At 56.9% G+C, this 17981-nt stretch carries 19 protein-coding genes; 13 read left to right on the top strand and 6 right to left on the bottom strand.

What is annotated here, in order from left to right; genetic code table 11:
* Positions 1 to 35 precede the first annotated feature (35 nt).
* The 9 genes from purB (at position 36) to ABDK75_RS06685 (ending at position 6949) form a co-directional block, all read left to right on the top strand.
* Positions 36 to 1367, top strand: coding sequence for an adenylosuccinate lyase (gene purB, locus ABDK75_RS06725; protein ID WP_099212634.1), 1332 nt, complete (start codon positions 36 to 38; stop codon positions 1365 to 1367).
* Positions 1368 to 1510: 143 nt separating this feature from the next.
* Positions 1511 to 2272: a phosphoribosylaminoimidazolesuccinocarboxamide synthase gene (gene purC, locus ABDK75_RS06720; RefSeq protein WP_046901644.1), complete on the top strand. Its 762-nt coding sequence runs from the start codon at positions 1511 to 1513 to the stop codon at positions 2270 to 2272.
* On the top strand, positions 2272 to 2514 hold the full coding sequence (gene purS, locus ABDK75_RS06715) for a phosphoribosylformylglycinamidine synthase subunit PurS (protein WP_346005300.1): 243 nt from the start codon (positions 2272 to 2274) through the stop codon (positions 2512 to 2514). The genes purC and purS overlap by 1 nt, the downstream gene beginning before the upstream one ends.
* Positions 2511 to 2900 carry a Rap1a/Tai family immunity protein gene (locus tag ABDK75_RS06710; RefSeq protein ID WP_346005299.1) on the top strand — a complete coding sequence of 130 codons (390 nt, stop codon included), beginning with the start codon at positions 2511 to 2513 and terminating at the stop codon, positions 2898 to 2900. Before purS ends, ABDK75_RS06710 begins: the two co-directional genes overlap by 4 nt.
* The gene (gene purQ / locus ABDK75_RS06705) at positions 2897 to 3598 is read left to right on the top strand and encodes a phosphoribosylformylglycinamidine synthase subunit PurQ (RefSeq protein ID WP_346005298.1); all 702 of its coding nucleotides are present in this window, start codon (positions 2897 to 2899) and stop codon (positions 3596 to 3598) included. The genes ABDK75_RS06710 and purQ overlap by 4 nt, the downstream gene beginning before the upstream one ends.
* Positions 3595 to 5799, top strand: coding sequence for a phosphoribosylformylglycinamidine synthase subunit PurL (purL, locus tag ABDK75_RS06700; protein ID WP_346005297.1), 2205 nt, complete (start codon positions 3595 to 3597; stop codon positions 5797 to 5799). Before purQ ends, purL begins: the two co-directional genes overlap by 4 nt.
* Before the next feature lie 3 nt (positions 5800 to 5802).
* Positions 5803 to 6033: a BolA family protein gene (locus ABDK75_RS06695; protein WP_046901639.1), complete on the top strand. Its 231-nt coding sequence runs from the start codon at positions 5803 to 5805 to the stop codon at positions 6031 to 6033.
* A gap of 88 nt (positions 6034 to 6121) precedes the next feature.
* A complete protein-coding gene (grxD, locus tag ABDK75_RS06690) occupies positions 6122 to 6457 on the top strand; it encodes a Grx4 family monothiol glutaredoxin (protein ID WP_046901638.1) in 336 nt (111 codons plus the stop codon).
* A 192-nt stretch (positions 6458 to 6649) separates the two neighbouring features.
* Entirely contained in the window at positions 6650 to 6949 is a 300-nt protein-coding gene (locus tag ABDK75_RS06685; RefSeq protein ID WP_046901637.1) for a hypothetical protein, read from the top strand.
* A gap of 2 nt (positions 6950 to 6951) precedes the next feature.
* Here ABDK75_RS06685 and ABDK75_RS06680 read toward each other — a convergent pair whose 3' ends face one another.
* From ABDK75_RS06680 to ABDK75_RS06670, 3 genes are read right to left on the bottom strand one after another with little or no spacing between them, the layout of a single operon-like run.
* A complete protein-coding gene (locus ABDK75_RS06680) occupies positions 6952 to 7263 on the bottom strand; it encodes a YraN family protein (RefSeq protein ID WP_346005832.1) in 312 nt (103 codons plus the stop codon).
* Positions 7264 to 7319: 56 nt separating this feature from the next.
* The gene (gene hemB, locus ABDK75_RS06675) at positions 7320 to 8318 is read right to left on the bottom strand and encodes a porphobilinogen synthase (RefSeq protein WP_064272956.1); all 999 of its coding nucleotides are present in this window, start codon (positions 8316 to 8318) and stop codon (positions 7320 to 7322) included.
* Between the two features lie 25 nt (positions 8319 to 8343).
* Positions 8344 to 9777: an APC family permease gene (locus ABDK75_RS06670; RefSeq protein ID WP_211501214.1), complete on the bottom strand. Its 1434-nt coding sequence runs from the start codon at positions 9775 to 9777 to the stop codon at positions 8344 to 8346.
* 92 nt (positions 9778 to 9869) lie between these two features.
* On the opposite strand from ABDK75_RS06670, the gene glyA reads away from it, so the two are divergent.
* Positions 9870 to 11174 (top strand): serine hydroxymethyltransferase, encoded by a 1305-nt coding sequence (glyA, locus tag ABDK75_RS06665; RefSeq protein ID WP_046901634.1) that lies wholly within the window; start codon positions 9870 to 9872, stop codon positions 11172 to 11174.
* On the opposite strand, the gene ABDK75_RS06660 is transcribed toward glyA, so the two are convergent.
* Both ABDK75_RS06660 and argE read right to left on the bottom strand, forming a co-directional pair.
* Positions 11171 to 12220: a succinylglutamate desuccinylase/aspartoacylase family protein gene (locus ABDK75_RS06660; protein ID WP_346005295.1), complete on the bottom strand. Its 1050-nt coding sequence runs from the start codon at positions 12218 to 12220 to the stop codon at positions 11171 to 11173. The two genes, glyA and ABDK75_RS06660, sit on opposite strands and share 4 nt — an antisense overlap.
* Positions 12217 to 13392, bottom strand: a complete 1176-nt coding sequence (gene argE, locus ABDK75_RS06655; RefSeq protein ID WP_346005294.1) for an acetylornithine deacetylase — start codon at positions 13390 to 13392, stop codon at positions 12217 to 12219. The genes ABDK75_RS06660 and argE overlap by 4 nt, the downstream gene beginning before the upstream one ends.
* Before the next feature lie 169 nt (positions 13393 to 13561).
* Between argE and ABDK75_RS06650 the strand changes: the two genes are divergently transcribed.
* The gene (locus ABDK75_RS06650) at positions 13562 to 14758 is read left to right on the top strand and encodes a glycosyltransferase family 4 protein (protein WP_346005293.1); all 1197 of its coding nucleotides are present in this window, start codon (positions 13562 to 13564) and stop codon (positions 14756 to 14758) included.
* Positions 14755 to 15822, top strand: coding sequence for a glycosyltransferase family 4 protein (locus tag ABDK75_RS06645; RefSeq protein ID WP_346005292.1), 1068 nt, complete (start codon positions 14755 to 14757; stop codon positions 15820 to 15822). The genes ABDK75_RS06650 and ABDK75_RS06645 overlap by 4 nt, the downstream gene beginning before the upstream one ends.
* Here the strand turns inward: ABDK75_RS06645 and ABDK75_RS06640 are convergent.
* A complete protein-coding gene (locus ABDK75_RS06640; RefSeq protein WP_211515190.1) occupies positions 15819 to 17057 on the bottom strand; it encodes a DEAD/DEAH box helicase in 1239 nt (412 codons plus the stop codon). The genes ABDK75_RS06645 and ABDK75_RS06640 overlap by 4 nt on opposite strands.
* Here ABDK75_RS06640 and ABDK75_RS06635 point away from each other — a divergent pair.
* A complete protein-coding gene (locus tag ABDK75_RS06635; RefSeq protein ID WP_046901628.1) occupies positions 17041 to 17973 on the top strand; it encodes a mitochondrial fission ELM1 family protein in 933 nt (310 codons plus the stop codon). The genes ABDK75_RS06640 and ABDK75_RS06635 overlap by 17 nt on opposite strands.
* The last annotated feature ends 8 nt before the right edge of the window (positions 17974 to 17981 follow it).

The raw sequence follows: 17981 nt of genomic DNA, 5'->3' as shown, positions 1-17981 counted from the left end.
GCCTCCGTAAAGCCCCACTCGCCTCCGGAGTTCTCATGGTTCCGCGTTATAGCCGCCCCCAGATGACCGCAATCTGGTCGCCCGCCAACCGTTACCGTATCTGGTTCGAAATTGAAGCACTGGCCTGTGAAGCCATGGCGGAACAGGGCGCAATCCCTGCCGAATCAGCCAAAACGATCCGCGAAAAGGGGGATGCCGCAATGGCTGCATTCTCCGACGCTGACCTGGCCCGGATTGACGAGATCGAGGCGGAAACGCGCCATGACGTGATTGCGTTCCTGACATGGCTGGCAGAAAAAGTTGGCCCGGACAGCCGTTTCGTTCATCTCGGCATGACGTCTTCGGATGTGCTGGACACATGCCTGTCCGTTCAGCTGACACAGGCTTCCGACCTTCTTCTTGAAGATCTGGAGCGCGTTCTCGCTGCTCTCAAGACGCGCGCATACGAGCACAAGCTGACCGTGACGATCGGCCGCAGCCACGCCATTCATGCGGAACCGACCAGCTTCGGCCTGAAACTGGCTGGCCATTATGCAGAATTCGCGCGCAACAAAGAGCGTCTGCTTCAGGCCCGCAAAGAAATCGCTGTCTGTGCCATTTCCGGTGCGGTCGGCACTTATGCCCATATTGACCCGGCCGTTGAAGAATACGTTGCCGACAAGCTGGGACTTGTTGCCGAAAGCGTCTCCACGCAGGTTATCCCTCGCGACCGTCACGCAGCCTTTTTCTGCACCCTGGGCGTGATTGCCAGCGGTATTGAACGTCTGGCTGTTGAAGTTCGCCACTTGCAGCGTTCGGAAGTGCGCGAAGCGGAAGAGTTCTTCCACAAGGGCCAGAAGGGCAGCTCCGCGATGCCGCACAAGCGGAATCCGGTGCTGTCCGAAAATCTGACAGGCCTTGCCCGCCTGATTCGCTCCCATGTTACGCCTGCACTGGAAAACGTTGCCCTCTGGCACGAACGTGACATCAGCCACTCGGCCGTGGAGCGGAACATCTGCCCTGACGCCACGATCGGGCTTGATTTCGCTCTGATGCGTCTGGCTGGCATGATGGAGAAGCTGATGGTCTATCCGGACCAGATGATCGCCAACATGGAAAGCCTTGGTGGCGTTGTCCATTCGGGTGAAGTGCTGCTGGTTCTGGCCCGCGCCGGCATTTCCCGCGAAGACGCCTACCGGATCGTCCAGCGCAACGCCATGGAGACATGGACGAAGCTGGGCCACCCTGACTTCCGCACGTTCCGCGAGAATCTTGAAGCAGATCCGGAAGTTGCCGGCCGCGTCAGTGCGGAAGTTCTGGACCGGGCCTTCGATCCGGCGCAGCATCTCAGCCAGGTTGATCGCATCTTTAACCGCATTTTCGGTTAATCTGGACAAACGGGGGCGGGAATAGTTTTCCCGCACTCTCGCGGTTCCGGTTCCGCAATGCTATGGAACCGAAAAACCGTCGCTGGACCAGCCGTTTCCGCATCCCAGACAAACGGGACGGCGCAACGCAGTAAGGATTGCTCATGGCCCGCCGCCGCCAGCTCTATGAAGGCAAAGCCAAGGTTCTTTTCGAAGGGCCCGAGCCCGGAACGCTCGTGCAGTATTTCAAGGATGACGCCACCGCCGGAAACGGCGCCAAAAGTGGCGTGATCACAGGGAAGGGTGTTCTGAACAACCGCATCAGCGAATACCTGATGATGAAGTTGCACGACATCAACATCCCAACGCACTTCATTCGCCGTCTCAACATGCGTGAGCAGCTGATCCGCGAAGTCGAGATCATTCCGCTCGAAGTGGTGGTCCGCAATGTTGCGGCGGGCTCGATCGCCAAGCGCCTTGGCATCCCTGAAGGGACCCGTCTGCCGCGCACGATCATCGAATATTACTACAAAAACGATACTCTCGGGGACCCGATGGTCTCTGAAGAGCATATTGCCGCGTTCGACTGGGCCTCACCACAGGACCTGGACGACATGAATACGCTGGCTCTCAGGACCAATGATTTCCTGATGGGCATCTTCATGGGCGTTGGCATCACCCTCATTGATTTCAAGCTGGAATTCGGCCGTCTCTGGGAAGGCGAGGAGATGCGGATTATCGTCGCTGACGAAATCTCTCCCGATAACTGCCGCCTGTGGGACAGCAAAACCAGCGAGAAAATGGACAAGGACCGGTTCCGCAGGGACATGGGCCGCGTCGAAGAAGCTTATCAGGAAGTTGCACGGCGTCTCGGGATCCTGCCCGAAGCCAGTAATGGAGACCTCAAGGGTCCGGAGGCAGTATAATGAAAATCCGCGTTTTCGTTTCTCTGAAAGATGGTGTTCTTGACCCGCAGGGCAAAGCCGTCGGCCACGCTCTTGAGTCTCTGGGTTTCAAAGGTGTTGGTGAAGTCCGGGTCAATCGCGTGATCGAACTGGACGTTGCCGCGCAGGAAAATGCTGCAGCTCTTGCGGAGGGTGAGGCCATGGCCCGCGCTCTTCTGGCTAACGAAGTCATTGAAGATTTCAGCGTCGAGGTGGCGGCATGAAGTTCTTCTCCGCTGCTCTTCTGGCTGCCGGTCTCGTGACCGTAGCCGCGGCTCCCGCTCATGCACAGCGCGTTTCCAAGGTCTCCGGAAAAGCTCTGGGCAATATGTGTTCAGCCAGCAAGTCTACCGCTCTCTGTGACGCGTATCTCGCAGGCGTCATGGACAGCGAAGTCTGGTCCAAGAAATATGACAGTTACGCCGATGACGCTGGCGCGCCTGTCGCGTTTTGTGTTCCGGTCAGCGAAACGACAACGCAGGTCCGCGGCAAGCTGATTTCCTGGCTGCACGCTCATAATGATGCGTTGACGCAGTCAGGCGGCAAGGCCGTTTACCGCGCCCTGCATGATGCTTACCCCTGCCATACGGCTCCGGAGGCTCAGAAATGAAGGCAGGTATCGTCGTATTTCCTGGCACGAACCGGGAGCGCGACATGGTGCACGCCCTGAAGCTGGTTTCCGGCCAGACCCCGAAGATGATCTGGCACCGGGACACATCCCTTGGTGATCTGGATCTCGTGGTTCTGCCAGGGGGTTTCAGCTTCGGGGATTATCTGCGCAGTGGTGCCATGGCTGCTCATTCTCCGATCATGCGCGAAGTCAAAGCTTTCGCTGAGAAGGGTGGCCATGTTCTCGGTGTCTGTAACGGCTTTCAGATCCTGACGGAAACGCATCTTCTGCCAGGCGCACTGCTTCGCAACGCTGGCCTGCGCTTTCTGTCGCAGGACTGCCACCTGAAAGTTGAAAATGCCACGTCGGCATTCACGCAAGGATGGAAGAGCGGCGACATTTTCCGTGCACCGCTTGCGCATGGTGACGGCAACTACACAGCCTCACCTGAAACGCTTGAGCGTCTCGAAGGAGAGGGCCGGGTTGCATTCCGCTATTGTGCTGCTGATGGACAGGTCTCAGACAGCAATCGCCACTCCAATCCCAACGGCAGCGCTCGCTCGATCGCTGGTATCCTGAGTGAAAATGGCCGTGTGTGTGGCCTAATGCCGCATCCTGAAAACCTGACTGACCCAGAAATCGGCGCGACTGATGGCGTGCCGCTCTTCAAAGGCCTGGTGGAGGCTCTCGTCGGATGAGTGTTACAATCGACGCCAAACTGGCCCAGTCTTTCGGCCTGACACCTGCGGAATATGACAAGCTCCTGAGCATCATGGGCCGCACGCCCAGCTTTACAGAACTTGGCATTTTCTCGGTCATGTGGTCCGAGCACTGTTCTTACAAATCCTCCCGCATCCATCTCAAAACGCTGCCAACCAAGGCTCCATGGGTCATTCATGGGCCGGGCGAAAACGCGGGTGTTGTTGATATCGGCGAAGGTCTGGCTGCCGTCTTCAAGATGGAAAGCCACAACCATCCGTCCTTCATCGAGCCTTATCAGGGCGCAGCGACAGGCGTGGGCGGTATCCTGCGTGACGTGTTCACCATGGGCGCGCGTCCGGTCGCCAACCTGAATGCCCTGCGCTTCGGTGACCCAAAGAACCCGGGAACGCGCCGTATCGTCGATGGTGTTGTTCGCGGCGTAGGTGGATACGGCAACTGCGTCGGCGTTCCGACGGTCGGCGGGGAAGTCAACTTCCACAAGGCCTATGACGGCAATCCGCTCGTCAATGCGATGACGGTCGGTGTCGCCAAGCAGGACAAGATTTTCCTTTCTGCTGCTGCAGGCATTGGAAATCCGGTTGTTTATGTTGGCTCCAAAACCGGTCGAGACGGTATTCATGGCGCTACCATGTCCTCCGCCGAGTTCGACGATGAGGCCGCCTCCAAGCGTCCAACCGTTCAGGTGGGTGACCCGTTCATCGAGAAGCTTCTGATCGAGGCGTGCCTTGAACTGATGGCCACCGATGCGATCGTCGCCATTCAGGACATGGGTGCGGCTGGCCTGACGTCTTCTGCTGTTGAAATGGCAGGCAAGGGTGGCGTCGGTATTGAGCTTGACCTTGATTCCGTCCCGCAGCGCGAACCCGGCATGTCAGCCTACGAAATGATGCTGTCTGAAAGCCAGGAGCGTATGCTCATGGTTCTCAAGCCTGAAAGCACCGAGCAGGCCCGGGCCATCTTTGAAAAATGGGAACTGGATTTCGCGATCGTCGGGCAACTGACGGATAGTGGCCGCATCACGATCAAACACAACGGACAGGTCGAAGCAGATATTCCGCTGGCACCGCTGGCCGATGAAGCTCCGATCTACAATCGCCCGACTGTTCCGCTGGAAGCCCCACGGCACATCCAGCCACCTGCTGACCCGGTAGGAATTGAGCATGCTCTGCTGACATTAATCGGCTGCCCGGATCTGGCGTCCCGCGCATGGATCTGGAACCAGTACGATGCATCGGTCGGCGGCAATACCGCGCGTCGCCCAGGTGCAGCAGATGCTGCCATTGTGCGGGTGGAAGGAACGCGTCTAGGTCTCGCCCTGACGACGGACTGTACCCCGCGTTACTGTCAGGCTGACCCGAAAACCGGAGCAGCACAGGCTGTTGCCGAAGCATGGCGCAACATTACGGCAACAGGTGCGAAGCCTTTGGCCGTGACGGACAACCTGAATTTCGGCAATCCGGAACGTCCGGAAATCATGGCTCAGTTTGCTCAAGCCATCAAAGGCATGGGTGAGGCGTGCCGTGCGCTGGATTTCCCAGTCGTGAGTGGCAACGTCTCATTGTATAACGAGACACGTTCACCATCAGGTCTGGCCCAGGCTATTCTCCCGACACCAGCGATCGGCGCTCTGGGTGTTCTGGCAGATGCTTCGCGGTCCATCGGACTGTCCATGCCTACAGATCATGATCTGGTTCTGATCGGCGAAATCCGTGGGGAACTCGGACAGTCCCTGTGGCTCCGTGAAATTTGCCATCGCGAAGACGGTGCTCCACCTCATGTTGATCTTGTTGCAGAGCGCCGGAACGGTGACTTTGTGCGCGGACAGATTGAAGCCGGGTCGGTCACGGCCTGCCACGATATTGCAGATGGCGGTCTTCTCGTGACACTGGCTGAGATGGTCATGGCTGGAGATGTTGGATGCGTGTTGAATGCACCCCCATCTAACATTCCACTGCATGCTTTCTGGTTCGGTGAAGATCAGGCATGCTATGTTGTGGCGACCAAAAGCGCTCAAGCCCTCCTTGCCGCAGCCGAAAAAGCTCATGTCCCCGCCCGCAAGCTGGGTCATTCCGGCGGCAAGGAACTGAAGCTTGCGGATGGTATTGCACTAAAAGCCAGCAGACTGCGCGACATCAACGCAGCATTCTTCCCGAAATTCATGGGTGAGGACGCCTGACATATGCCGATGACAGCATCCGAAATCGAACGGACCATCCTGGCCGCTATTCCCGATGCCCAGATCACAATTCAGGATCTGGCCGGGGACGGGGATCACTACGCCTGCACCGTGGTCAGCACGGCATTCGAAGGGCTTTCTCGTGTACGCCAGCACAAACTGGTTTATGATGCTTTCGGAACCCGCATGGGTACTGAGCTGCATGCGATGGCTCTCAAAACCCTGACCCCTTGAACTCAGGGGGAATCATTCCCTTCTGAAGTGACTGCTGACAGCCAGGGAGGGCGTTGCTTCTCCCTGATGCCGACAAAAGGAAAAACCAATGTCTGAGACCGTGTTCCAGCATATCCAGAACCTGATCGACGCAAACCCGGTGATGCTGTTCATGAAGGGTGACAAACTCTTCCCACAGTGCGGCTTCTCTGCGCGCGTTGTGCAGATCCTGAACCACCTTGGCGTGCCGTTCGAGACCTGCAACATTCTTGAAAGCGCTGAGCTTCGTCAGGGCATCAAGGATTTCTCACAGTGGCCGACCGTGCCGCAGCTCTACGTCAAAGGTGAGTTCGTTGGCGGCTGCGACATCGTGACGGACATGTACCAGAGCGGTGAACTTGAGACTCTGCTGACCGAAAAAGGAATCGCTACGGCGAATGCCTGATTTCGTTAATTCCGGCCGCTGAAACGGCCGGAATTCAACCTTTTTCAAGGCTTGCAGACGCCACAATTCAGCCATGATGTGTCCAAAAGTGGCAAGACCTTGATTTTTTCTAAAACTTTCCCCATCGGGGTTGTCGAACCCTCTGATTACGTCATACGGTAGTTCCATCAAAACAGGGATGGAAACACATCAATGGCGCGACAGTGGGCTGGCCGAATTGCTCTCGGCATTATGGGCGTTGGACTATGCATGGGAGCCGGAAAGGCTCATGCCCGTGCAGCCATCACTGATTACGAAGCCAGCAAGCTGACATTTGATGCGCTGACAGCAACACCGGTTTACCACCGCCCGGTTGTTCACTTTGCTCGCCACTCCGCAAGCCACTCAATGGCGTGGAGCGGACATCACGCTGTGATCCGTAACGTGGCTTACCGCCCGCACGCAGCTGCCGCAACAACAGCTCATCGCCACGTTCGCAGCCGTCGCACCTGATATTATGTAAGGCGTAGCGCATCCACGATGCGTCGCGCCTGCCCCTCACGATTGACAGCAATAACGTCAAAACGCGTGTTCGGGCGTGACCAGTCTGGTCTGGTCGCAAGGACATACTCAAAGGCTGCCATCAGCCGCGCAGCCTGACGCGGCTGAAGAGCTTCCACGCTATCCCTGAGTGTGGAACGGCTTTTTACCTCGACAGCGATAACCCAGTCTTCATCCGCAACCAGAAGATCGATTTCGCCATATGGCGTTCTGAGCCTTTGAGCCAGAATTTCCAGCCCTGCCTCCACCATATGGCGCCTTGCGATTTCTTCTGCGTTCAGGCCTCCGTAATAAGCCTGAACGCCTCGTGCGCGGCGATTAATCAGCGGTCTTCTTTCATAAGACGGGCTGCATCAATCGCAAAATACGTCAGAATTCCATTACAGCCAGCCCGCTTGAAAGCAATCAGGCTCTCCATAATGGTCCGATCCCGCTCAAGCCAGCCATTCTGGATGGCACCTGCCAGCATCGCATACTCACCGGACACCTGATAAGCGAAGGTCGGCACAGCGAAACGGTCACGGATACGACGGATAATATCCAGATACGGCATTCCCGGCTTGACCATGATCATGTCCGCACCTTCACGAATATCCTGCTCGACTTCACGAAGAGCTTCGTCCGAATTGGCCGGGTCCATCTGATAGGTTTTCTTGTCGCCCGTCAGAAGACCACCTGATCCCAGCGCATCACGGAACGGGCCGTAGAAGGCAGAAGCGTATTTCGCGGTATAGGCCATGATGCGGACGGTCTCGAAGCCGTTGGCATCAAGTGTTTCGCGGATCGCCTGCACACGACCATCCATCATGTCAGACGGCGCAATAATGTCGTTTCCAGCACGGGCCTGATTGAGGGCCTGCTGGCGCAGGATCTCGACAGACTCGTCGTTGAGGATACGACCGTCCTTGATAACACCGTCATGGCCATGATCCGTGTAGGGATCGAGCGCCACGTCACCAATGACACCAAGCTCCGGAAAGGCTTCCTTGATGACGCGGGAGGCGCGACACATCAGATTGTCCGGGTTCAGGGCTTCAGTGCCGGTTGCATCACGCAGTTCGACGGGCGTGATCGGGAAGATGGCAACCGCCGGTATGCCAAGCTCAACAGCCGGACGGACATGCTCCACCAGATTGTCGAGGCTGACGCGCTCAACACCGGGCATGGAGGACACTTTCTGGCGCTGGTTTTCGCCTTCACAAACGAAAATCGGCCAGATCAGGTCATCGACGTGCAGTCGATTTTCCTGAACCAGCCGACGTGTAAAGGCATCGTGGCGATTACGCCGCGGGCGGAAGAGGGGGAATGATGCGTTCGTCATGCCCCCAATCATGCTCCTATATTTTCTATCTGGAAAGCAGGCTGTGACGTACTCCGTAACAGAAATAGATCGCCAGCCCGATCACGAGCCATACCACCAGCCGAACCCAGGTCAGCATATCCAGAGACACCATGACCGCACCGCAGGACAACACGCCCAGAACCGGAATAATCGGCCCACCGGGCACACGGAAAAGGCGCGGGGCCTGAGGCTCCTTCATCCTTAAGAGTGGAACGCCGACGCAGACAATGATGAACGCAAGCAGGGTTCCGATGGAGGTCATGTTGCCCAACTCACCAATCGGCAGCACTGCAGTCAGAACACTTGTCAGGGCGGCAAAGCAAAGGTGGGACGTCCAGGGTGTATGCGTGCGCGTGTTCAGCTTCGCGAAGACTTTCGGAAGCAGCCCGTCATGCGACATGGCCAGAAATACACGCGCCTGACCTAGAAGAAGCCCAAACAGGACAGAAACGTATCCTACTGTAATCCCCAGTTTAACGAGACTGGCGAGCCAGGGGGCACCAGCAGCATCAATCGCTGTTGCAACCGGGCTTGGATCATTCGCCATGACTTTATAGTTCACAACGCCCGTCAGAACCGCAGAGAACACTGCATAAACAACACCACAGATCAGCAGGCTTCCGATAATGCCGACCGGAATATCCCGGGCCGGGTTTTTGCTGTCCTGCGCGGTTGTGGAGACGATATCGAATCCCAGATAGGCAAAGAATGCCATCCCAGCGGCCCGCATCACGCCCGAGAAGCCGAAATGCCCAAAGGTGCCGTCATTCGGCGGAATATACGGATGATAATTGGCCAGCTTGATATGCGGGATGCAGAACACCAGCACCAGAGCGATCACCGCCAGCTTTATCACCACGATGACGTTATTCACTGCGGCAGACTGGCTGACACCACGCATCAACAAAGCAGTCACGACCCAGATAGCCAGAACCGCCGGAAAATTGAACCAGGCACTGACCACTGACCCATCCGCCAGTGTCACGGGTGTCATGGGTGTCGCTAGAAGCCGCGGATCAATCGTAATGCCCCAGCCTGAGAGCAGGGAGGATACATAGCCCGACCAGCTCGAGGCCACAGCGGCCGCTCCCACGGTATATTCCAGCACAAGATCCCAGCCGATGATCCAGGCGATCAACTCACCCATGGACGCATAGGCATAGGAATACGCTGACCCGCCTGACGGGATCATCCCAGCCAGTTCGCCGTAACAGAGGCCGGCAAATCCACAGGCGAGGGCGGCGATAAGATAGGACAGCGTGACGGCAGGGCCTGCGTTCTGGCCTGCTGCAACGCCTGTCAGGGAGAACAGGCCGGCACCGATGGTCACACCGACGCCGAGTGCAATCAGGTGCCAGGGGCCAAGAACACGTTTCAGGCCTGTATTGTCAGACGCAGCGGAAGACACAGGCTTGGTCCGCCAGAGCGGATTGGTCATGAAAGATCCTCGTTGGAAACACGGATTGTTTTTGCCGACGCGCGCATTCTGCGGTAGTGACGGGGCGAACTCACCCTGGAGAATGGACCACGATGTCGGAACACGCCAGCCAGTCCACGCTGAATCCTTTTTTCCACGCGCCTCTGAAAGAGGCTGATGCCGAAGTTGCCGCAATCCTGAATGACGAACTGACCCGTCAGCAGGATGGTATCGAGCTGATCGCGTCCGAGAACATGGCATCTTTTGCCGTGATGGAAGCGCAGGGCTCTGTTCTGACCAACAAGTACGCTGAAGGCCTTCCGGGCAAGCGCTACTATGGTGGCTGCGTTGACGTGGACCGCGTTGAAACCCTTGCTATCGAGCGCCTTAAGAAGCTGTTCGGCGCAGAATTTGCAAACGTGCAGCCGCATTCCGGCGCCAATGCCAATCAGGCAGCCTTCATGGCAATGGCAAAGCCAGGCGACACCATTCTGGGTCTAAGCCTCGCGGCTGGCGGACATCTGACCCACGGTGCGGCTCCGAACTACTCCGGCAAGTGGTTCAACGCCGTTCAGTATGGTGTGCGCGCGCAGGACGGTCTGATCGACTACGATCAGATGGAAGAGCTGGCTCGTGAGCATAAGCCGAAGATCATCGTTGCAGGCAGCTCCGCCTATCCGCGCGTGATCGACTTCCCGCGTTTCCGGAAGATTGCTGACGAAGTCGGCGCTTATCTGATGGTGGACATGGCGCATTTTGCCGGTCTGGTTGCCGCTGGCCTATATCCAAGCCCACTCCCGTATGCTGACATCGTGACATCCACGACTCACAAGACGCTACGTGGCCCGCGTGGTGGCATCATTCTGACGAACAGCGCTGAGCTCGCCAAGAAGATCAATTCTGCGGTCTTCCCAGGCCTTCAGGGTGGTCCGCTGATGCATGTCATCGCGGGCAAGGCCGTTGCTTTCGGTGAGGCCCTGAAGGATGACTTCCGTGACTACCAGAAGCGCGTTGTAGCCAATGCGAAGGCGCTGGCGGATGAACTTCAGCTACGTGGCTTCGACATCGTGACGGGTGGCACGGACAGCCATCTGGTGCTGGTCGATCTTCGCCCCAAGAAGGTGACGGGCAAGCTTGCAGAAGAAATTCTGGAACGCGCTGGCATCACAGCAAACAAGAACGCCATTCCGTTCGATCCGGAAAAGCCGTTCGTCACGTCTGGCATTCGTCTGGGCAGCCCGGCTGCAACGGCACGTGGTTTCGGCGAAGAAGAATTCCGCACCATTGCCCGCATGATGGACGAAGTTCTGACGGCAGCTCTGGAAGAGGGCGACGTCAATGACACGACCAACCGTGTCCATGAAGAAGTGAAGGCGCTCTGCCGTCGCTTCCCGATCTATGATCGCGCTTCTGCCTAAGAGTTAAGGTGCACTGCGGTGCGTCTGGCCAGACGCACCGCAAGCTGCCCCTGCTTGGGGCGCAGGTTGGGCACGATGAGCAGACAGTCATCGTATGGTGTGCAGATAGCGTCGTGGCCGTCCCGGGCAATCACCGTTCCTGCTCTTGGAATACAGGTGTTTCCAACCCAAGGCTCAACAAAGCTAAACTCGGCACTTTTTGCCGTGACATTATCCGTCACCACCGCAAGCCTCACTGGCTGCGTTTTATCCTGAGCCACCCCCTGTAGATGCACATTCAGGGCTTCAGCCAGAAAACGACGGCTGACTTTCTCCATGACATCAACAGTCTGCGGCTCCCAATGTAGCCCGGCTTCCAGCAGACAGGATCGCCCGGTACCGCCGACGGCCATAAAGCGCGCATGTTCAATCAGGCGAGAACCTCCGTGATGCCCAAGATCTGTCAGGACCAGCGTCGGTAATCCAGCTTCTGAGGCTAAGGCGCAGGCGAGATCACTGGACCGCCGCCTGGGCGGGACAATGAAAAGCGGATTGGATGGCCAGAGTGTCGAGTGAAGGTCCAGCAACAGATCCGCACGCTCGATGAACGGGCGAAGCTCTCGCGCGCGTTCCAGTTCATTAGATTGTTCATCACTGTTCAGACGTGATGGATGCCAAAGTCGGTTGAGATCCTCATCCTTGTAGCGCGAAGCCATCGGAGCGGAGCGATCAAAGCGATCGAAAGCCTTCAGATTGGCAAGAATCAGCGTCACCCGTCCTATTGCAGGAACAGGCGCAGTACATCGCAGTCTCTCCAGGGCATGGCCACCAGCATATTCATTCCCATGCACCATGCCGGTAATCACGACATCCGGGCCATTTTGGCCGGAGTCAAAAACCATGACACCGGGAACTCCAGATGCGGGAGTACTCCAGGCCGAAAGATCTGGTGGATCAAGACAAACGGTCAGTGGAAAAGGCGGACGGCCGCTTCCGGGCAGGTCTTCAGTCAGGCGCGGCTGACGAAGCCGGATCGGATGGTGCCTCTGTCCTGCCTTGCAACTCATGCTGCCCCGCTTACTCTCCGTGCAAAATCCCGAATGACTGTTTCACAGCGTTCAAGCTGTTCCTTCGCAATAAACTCGTCCGGACGATGAGCCTGAGCAATATCTCCCGGCCCACAGACAATACTCTCCATGGCACCACGCTGGTAGATCCCAGCCTCGGTTCCATAAGACACTTTTCCCGTCGTGTTGCTGCCAGTGATCTGACACGTCAGTTCTGTGAGGAGATGGTCAGCGGCCAAGGCAAGGGGAGGCAGGTCCACCAACAGCAGGTAGCTGATGCCTCCACCGGGGTTATCTTCTCTCAGACTTTCATCCAGCGGAGAGAGGGCCTCACGTAACTTCTCAAACTCTACGGATCCCTCATCACCGGGAACATTCCGCCATTCAACGTCGAATTCGGCCTGCTCAGGAATGATATTGAGGATACTACCACCAGATGCGAGGCCAACCTGCATCGTTGTATAAGGCGGCACAAACCCGTCAACACGACGCCCCTCGATTGAAAGCCGGTCAGCTTCATCAGCACAAATGGCGATGGCTCGCCCCATGGCATGCAAGGCATTTTTTCCGCCTTGAGGCAGGGACGAATGCCCAGGCTTTCCAACCAGCCGGACGCGAACAGCGAAACGCCCTTTATGAGCGATCACCGGCGTCATCATGGTAGGCTCTCCCACCATGCAAAGGGCAGGAAGCAAGTGCGCCTGCTTTATGTCCTCGATCAGGTGTCGTGCCCCATCACAGGTAATTTCTTCGTCGCAGGTAAAAAGCAGATGGATGGGCTTAGGGAGATCCATAGCCTTGAAATCGGGCACTGCGGCCAACATGCAGGCGACGTAGCCCTTCATGTCTGCTGCGCCACGCCCATAGAGGCGGCCGTTCTCTTCCCGGAGAACAAAAGGATCAGACGACCAGTCCTGACCGTCAACCGGAACACAATCCACATGCCCGGCGAATGCCATTCCCCCAGCTTTTTCTGGACCGATAACGGCATGCAGGTTCCACTTCCCGTCATCTCCACCCGGATACCGGGTAAAAGCGACATCATGGGCAGCCAGATAGCCTTCGATCCACTCGATAATCGAAAGATTTGAATGGCGGCTGGTCGTATCAAACGAGACCAATGCCGCAAGAATCGTCTCTACCCGGGGAGGAATGGTGCGTGGATCGGTCATGGATTGTAGTGTAAGCACGTTCCTGGCCAGTCGCCATAGAGCTTGTAACGGCTTTATGATGCGGATGCTCAAGGCAGGAAACATGTTGTAAAGAAGCAGGCGTGACGGCAGCTGATTTTAAACTGAAACAGATTTTTCTCCTTACGAAACACGCCTTGAAGGACATGCCGTGAGCCACCCTGATCTTTCTGTAGCTCACAGGATCTGGCAAAAACTGCCTCAGGAACCGAGACGACGCTTCTTTGCATGGGCAACAGCCCTCGTCGCGCCCAGCATCAGCAAGACTTATCCATCCCGTGCTTCCGGCATTATTGTGGCTGGAGAACTGAGCCGCAGTTCAGGATTGGGCGAAGGGGCTCGTCTGATGGTGAAGGCTCTGCGCAAGCTGAACATTCCCTGTGCGACCTGGGATATAGACACCCGGCAACTTGAAGGGGATGCAGTCGGGGCAGGCGCACCTCTTGTCATTCACGTCAATGCGCCAATGCTCCCCTCTGTCCTTCTCAGAATGCCGCGCTCTCTTCGGAACGGCCGGAAAGTGATCGGCTATTGGGCATGGGAATTGCCCATCATTCCAAAGCCATGGACATACGCCCGACGACATGTCCATGAAATCTGGGTGCCGTCCCGCTTTACCGCAGATGCGCTCGCGCCCCTCAAAATCCCGGTTCGCGTGGTGGAACACCCTGTTGGGCTCGCGGGTCAAAAACCCTCTCAGAAAGACCGGGCGGCATTCAACCTGCCAGATGATGCCCTCATTGTTCTTGTTTCGTTCAATCTTGCGTCCAGCATGGTTCGGAAGAATCCCATCGATACCATTCGGGCCTTTCGTGAGGCGTTCGGCATCCGTCCTGACCGGATTTTACTGCTGAAGATTGGCCATACAGAGAACTACCCAGACGATATGGCCGCCATTCAGGCCGCGATCGGCGGGGCTCCTAATATTCGTCTCGATACAGCGCATTACAGCAGCGAAGACACGCTGGCGCTCATGGCTTGCGCTGATATCGTTCTTTCCCTTCACAGGAGCGAAGGGTTCGGACTGGTTGTGGCGGAAGCCATGGCGCTGGGGTGCTGCGTTGTCGCCACGGACTGGTCTGCAACGGCGGAGTTCATGGATACTTCATGCGGGCTTCCTGTCGCTTACAGTCTCTCTCCCGCCCGGGATCCACGGGGGATTCTCGACATGCCGCAAACCAGCTGGGCCAACCCTGACGTTCAATCCGCAGCACAGGCATTACAAGAAGCCGCTGATAATCCCGCTCTTCGGGAACGCCTGGGAAATGCCGCCATGAAGCGTGTGGAGGATCGACTGAACGGACAGAGCCTTCTGCAAGCGGTACAGGCGTCAGGAGTTCAGGGGTGAAAGCCAGGAAAGTTTTTGTCTGGCAGTGGGGGAAACGGGGTGCGGGGCCGCGAATCGCAGTGGACCTTGCCAATGGGCTTGGTGCACTTCCCCGAACCAGTGTTCAGCTCTCGCTTTCAGACCAAGCGGAAATCCTTCATAGCCATCACGCTCCTGCGAATGTCCTGACATTCAGGACGTATCGCTCTGCGTTCGGGTTGTTCTGCAAATTCCTGCAGGCACCGGTGATTATCACACGTCTTATCATGGCCATTCTGAGCAACAGGCCCGATATCGCCATCTGTGCAATGCCAGGGCCGCTTGATGTTCTCATGGCGCATGCTCTGCGGAGGGCCGGGGTACCGGTCATCACGATCATTCACGATGCCCGTGCCCACCCGGGAGACGGTTACCCGTTACAGATGTTTCTTCAACGCATTCTGATCAGGCAGTCATCCAGTCTGGTCACCTTTAGCCAGCACGTCGCCAAAACACTGTCAGGCGATGCATCGTGTCAGGGAAAAAGGATCCTCTCGCTTTCCCATCCACCATTTATCGGGACGAACGCCGCTCCGCCTTTCAGCCATCAGGGGAAACCCAAGCTTCTGATGTTTGGACGTCTTCTGCCCTATAAAGGACTGGACCTGTTGGCTGCGGCACTTCCGCAGGTTGATATTCCTATCGAATGTCGCGTTATCGGGCAGGGACCCGATAGCCCTGAACTTGCCGAACTTCAGAAAATCAACGGAGTTCAGGTCGAAAATCGGTGGGTTCCAGAAAATGAGCTGTCACAGCTGATTGGCTGGGCAGACGTATTGCTGCTTCCCTATCGGGAAGCCTCTCAAAGTGGCGTAGGCGCAATGGCCGCAGCAGGGGGGCGTTATATCGTCGCGACGAATGTGGGTGGCCTCACGGAGCAATTCGCTAACAATTCACAGGCGGTAATGTGTGAGCCGGAGCCAGCGGCTATCGCAGAGGCAATCACCAGCCTTCTGAAAAACCCACCACCAATCCTTCCAGTTCCTGACAGCACACTGGCCTGGCAGGAACTGGGGAGAAATATTCTCGACCGCTATCTCCCTTAAGTGTCGAGTGCGTCTTCTGTTGCGATACGAATGCGATAGCCAATGTGCTTTTCAATATCGCGCAGGAACAGACGCTCATCACTGTTGATGAGAGAGAACGCAGCGCCCTTCTTGCCGGCACGAGCCGTCCGGCCAATGCGGTGAACATAGGATTCAGGCGTTTCCGGCATGTCCATGTTGATGACAAGATCAACATCGGAGATATCCAACCCGCGTGAGGCGATATCCGTGGTCACCAACACAGGCACGCGACCCTGTCTAAACAGGTCCAAAGCCTTGTTTCGTGCGCCCTGTGTCCGATCACCGTGCAGGGTTTCCGCCCTGATGTCATGACGGCGAAGCACCTTCGCCATCAGATCGACATTCACCTTAGTGCGGGCGAAGACCATGCTGCGGCCCGGAAACCTCTCCAGAATACGTGCAACAGTTTCAGGCTTGTCGTCTTTTTCCACAAACATCGCGCGCTGGCGTATTTTCTTAGGCGTGAAAGTTTCCGCAGCAACATCCACGCGAACCGGATCACGCGTTACACGCTTGGCCAGAGCCATGACCGGCTCCGGCAACGTAGCAGAGCAGAAAACGGTTTGAGGCGGCACATCGGGGAAATAGGGTGTCAGCGCCGTCATGCTTTCGGAGAAGTCTTCATCCAGAAGGCGATCAGCCTCATCCAGCACGAGGTAGGTCAAATACTCCAGAAGCAGTTCACCCTGCATCACCAGGTCCAGCAGTCGTCCATGCGTGGCCACAATAATGTCGACGCCATCGCGGATCGTGCGCAGTTGCTGATCACGTGGTGTTCCGCCACAGATCACACGCGTTTTCAAAGACAGGCGACGCCCTAACTGACGGCAGACCGCCGCAGTCTGCGCGGCCAGCTCCCGTGTAGGTTCAAGAATTAAAGCGCGCGGACCCGGCGCAGCTTCCCCTTCATTCAGCTTCTGCAGCATGGGGAGCACGAAAGCAGCAGTTTTGCCACTTCCTGTCTGGGATGCGACAAGCACATCGCGCCCGGCCAGAAGCGGCGGGATGGCCTGAGACTGGATCGCGCTCGGGCGTTTGTGCCCAACCTGCTCCAGCGTGGCCAGAAGAGGGGGGATCAGTCCAAACTCGGCAAAACCGTCAGAATTGGAAATGGAAGGTGTTTCAGGCATCGTCATATCCGCTTCTTGCCAAATTTCTTCCGTTTCGGGAAATAGCGTCTTTTTTCGGAGTCCAACCATGAAGGCCACGATCATCGCCGAAGACTTCGCCGGGATGCGTGCGCAAGGTGCCGGTCTCGCGGAGAAAGCAGGAATGGACTGGGACTTTCAACCCGTTCTGATCCGCAAACCCTGGAACCATATTCCGGCCCGATACTGGCCGTCTCCTTTAAAGCGCATTGCCCCCATCACCATAGCGCCTGATACAAAACTGATCATCAGTATTGGTGGAACGGGAGGCATTGCAGGGGCAGCAGTTGCCAAACGGGAAGGGTTGCCCGTGGTGCAGATTCAGAATCCCCGAACTGACCTCACAAAATTTAATCTTATTGTTGCCAACAGTCACGACGGCATTAATGGCCCGAATGTTTTGATCTCTCGCAATGCATTGCACCCCGTCACGCCCCAGAAGCTGGATTATGCCCGTGCCTTATGGGCTGATCGTCTGAAACGTGACGAGCGGCCTTTGCTCGCCATTCTGGTTGGCGGCACAAACGGGCGCTTTTCTCTTGGGGCGGCAGAAGCAGTCAAAATGGCAGAAGGACTGATCGCTTTCGTGAACCGGAATGGAATGCAGGCTGTCCTGACCCCCTCACGCCGAACGGACCCAGCAGCTCTTGCCGTGCTGAAGGAAAAGCTTGTTCCAGCCGGTATCCGCATTCTTGAAGGGCAGGGAGATAACAATCCTTATTTCGGGATGCTCGCCTGCGCAGATATGATTGCCGTGACTACAGACAGTGTTTCCATGATTTCTGAAGCTGCCGCTACGACTGCACCGGTGATGGTTCTTCCGCTTCCGGGCAAGTCAGCGCGCATTGGCAGGTTTGTGCAAACCCTTGAGGAAGCAGGGCGCGTCCGCATATTCAACCCGACCTTGACATCATGGTCTGTTCAGCCGCTTGACGACACCCCCACTGTGGCGAGAGAAATGCGCCGACGACTGAAGCTCTGAAAGGGCCC

The sequence above is a fragment of the Gluconobacter sp. OJA genome (genome assembly GCF_039638325.1).
Classification (GTDB): Bacteria; Pseudomonadota; Alphaproteobacteria; order Acetobacterales; family Acetobacteraceae; genus Gluconobacter; species Gluconobacter cerinus.
The sequence above is the reverse complement of the archived record's forward strand: the minus strand, read 5'-3'. Positions and strand labels throughout refer to the sequence as shown.

What these genes read in the sequence shown, in the direction of transcription:
- purB (WP_099212634.1), top strand. Translation starts at nt 36, where the DNA reads ATGGTTCCGCGTTATAGCCGCCCCCAGATGACCGCAATCTGGTCGCCC.
- purC (WP_046901644.1), top strand. Translation starts at nt 1,511, where the DNA reads ATGGCCCGCCGCCGCCAGCTCTATGAAGGCAAAGCCAAGGTTCTTTTC.
- purS (WP_346005300.1), top strand. Translation starts at nt 2,272, where the DNA reads ATGAAAATCCGCGTTTTCGTTTCTCTGAAAGATGGTGTTCTTGACCCG.
- ABDK75_RS06710 (WP_346005299.1), top strand. Translation starts at nt 2,511, where the DNA reads ATGAAGTTCTTCTCCGCTGCTCTTCTGGCTGCCGGTCTCGTGACCGTA.
- purQ (WP_346005298.1), top strand. Translation starts at nt 2,897, where the DNA reads ATGAAGGCAGGTATCGTCGTATTTCCTGGCACGAACCGGGAGCGCGAC.
- purL (WP_346005297.1), top strand. Translation starts at nt 3,595, where the DNA reads ATGAGTGTTACAATCGACGCCAAACTGGCCCAGTCTTTCGGCCTGACA.
- ABDK75_RS06695 (WP_046901639.1), top strand. Translation starts at nt 5,803, where the DNA reads ATGCCGATGACAGCATCCGAAATCGAACGGACCATCCTGGCCGCTATT.
- grxD (WP_046901638.1), top strand. Translation starts at nt 6,122, where the DNA reads ATGTCTGAGACCGTGTTCCAGCATATCCAGAACCTGATCGACGCAAAC.
- ABDK75_RS06685 (WP_046901637.1), top strand. Translation starts at nt 6,650, where the DNA reads ATGGCGCGACAGTGGGCTGGCCGAATTGCTCTCGGCATTATGGGCGTT.
- hemB (WP_064272956.1), bottom strand. Translation starts at nt 8,318, where the DNA reads ATGACGAACGCATCATTCCCCCTCTTCCGCCCGCGGCGTAATCGCCAC.
- ABDK75_RS06670 (WP_211501214.1), bottom strand. Translation starts at nt 9,777, where the DNA reads ATGACCAATCCGCTCTGGCGGACCAAGCCTGTGTCTTCCGCTGCGTCT.
- glyA (WP_046901634.1), top strand. Translation starts at nt 9,870, where the DNA reads ATGTCGGAACACGCCAGCCAGTCCACGCTGAATCCTTTTTTCCACGCG.
- ABDK75_RS06660 (WP_346005295.1), bottom strand. Translation starts at nt 12,220, where the DNA reads ATGAGTTGCAAGGCAGGACAGAGGCACCATCCGATCCGGCTTCGTCAG.
- argE (WP_346005294.1), bottom strand. Translation starts at nt 13,392, where the DNA reads ATGACCGATCCACGCACCATTCCTCCCCGGGTAGAGACGATTCTTGCG.
- ABDK75_RS06635 (WP_046901628.1), top strand. Translation starts at nt 17,041, where the DNA reads ATGAAGGCCACGATCATCGCCGAAGACTTCGCCGGGATGCGTGCGCAA.
- ABDK75_RS06640 (WP_211515190.1), bottom strand. Translation starts at nt 17,057, where the DNA reads ATGATCGTGGCCTTCATGGTTGGACTCCGAAAAAAGACGCTATTTCCC.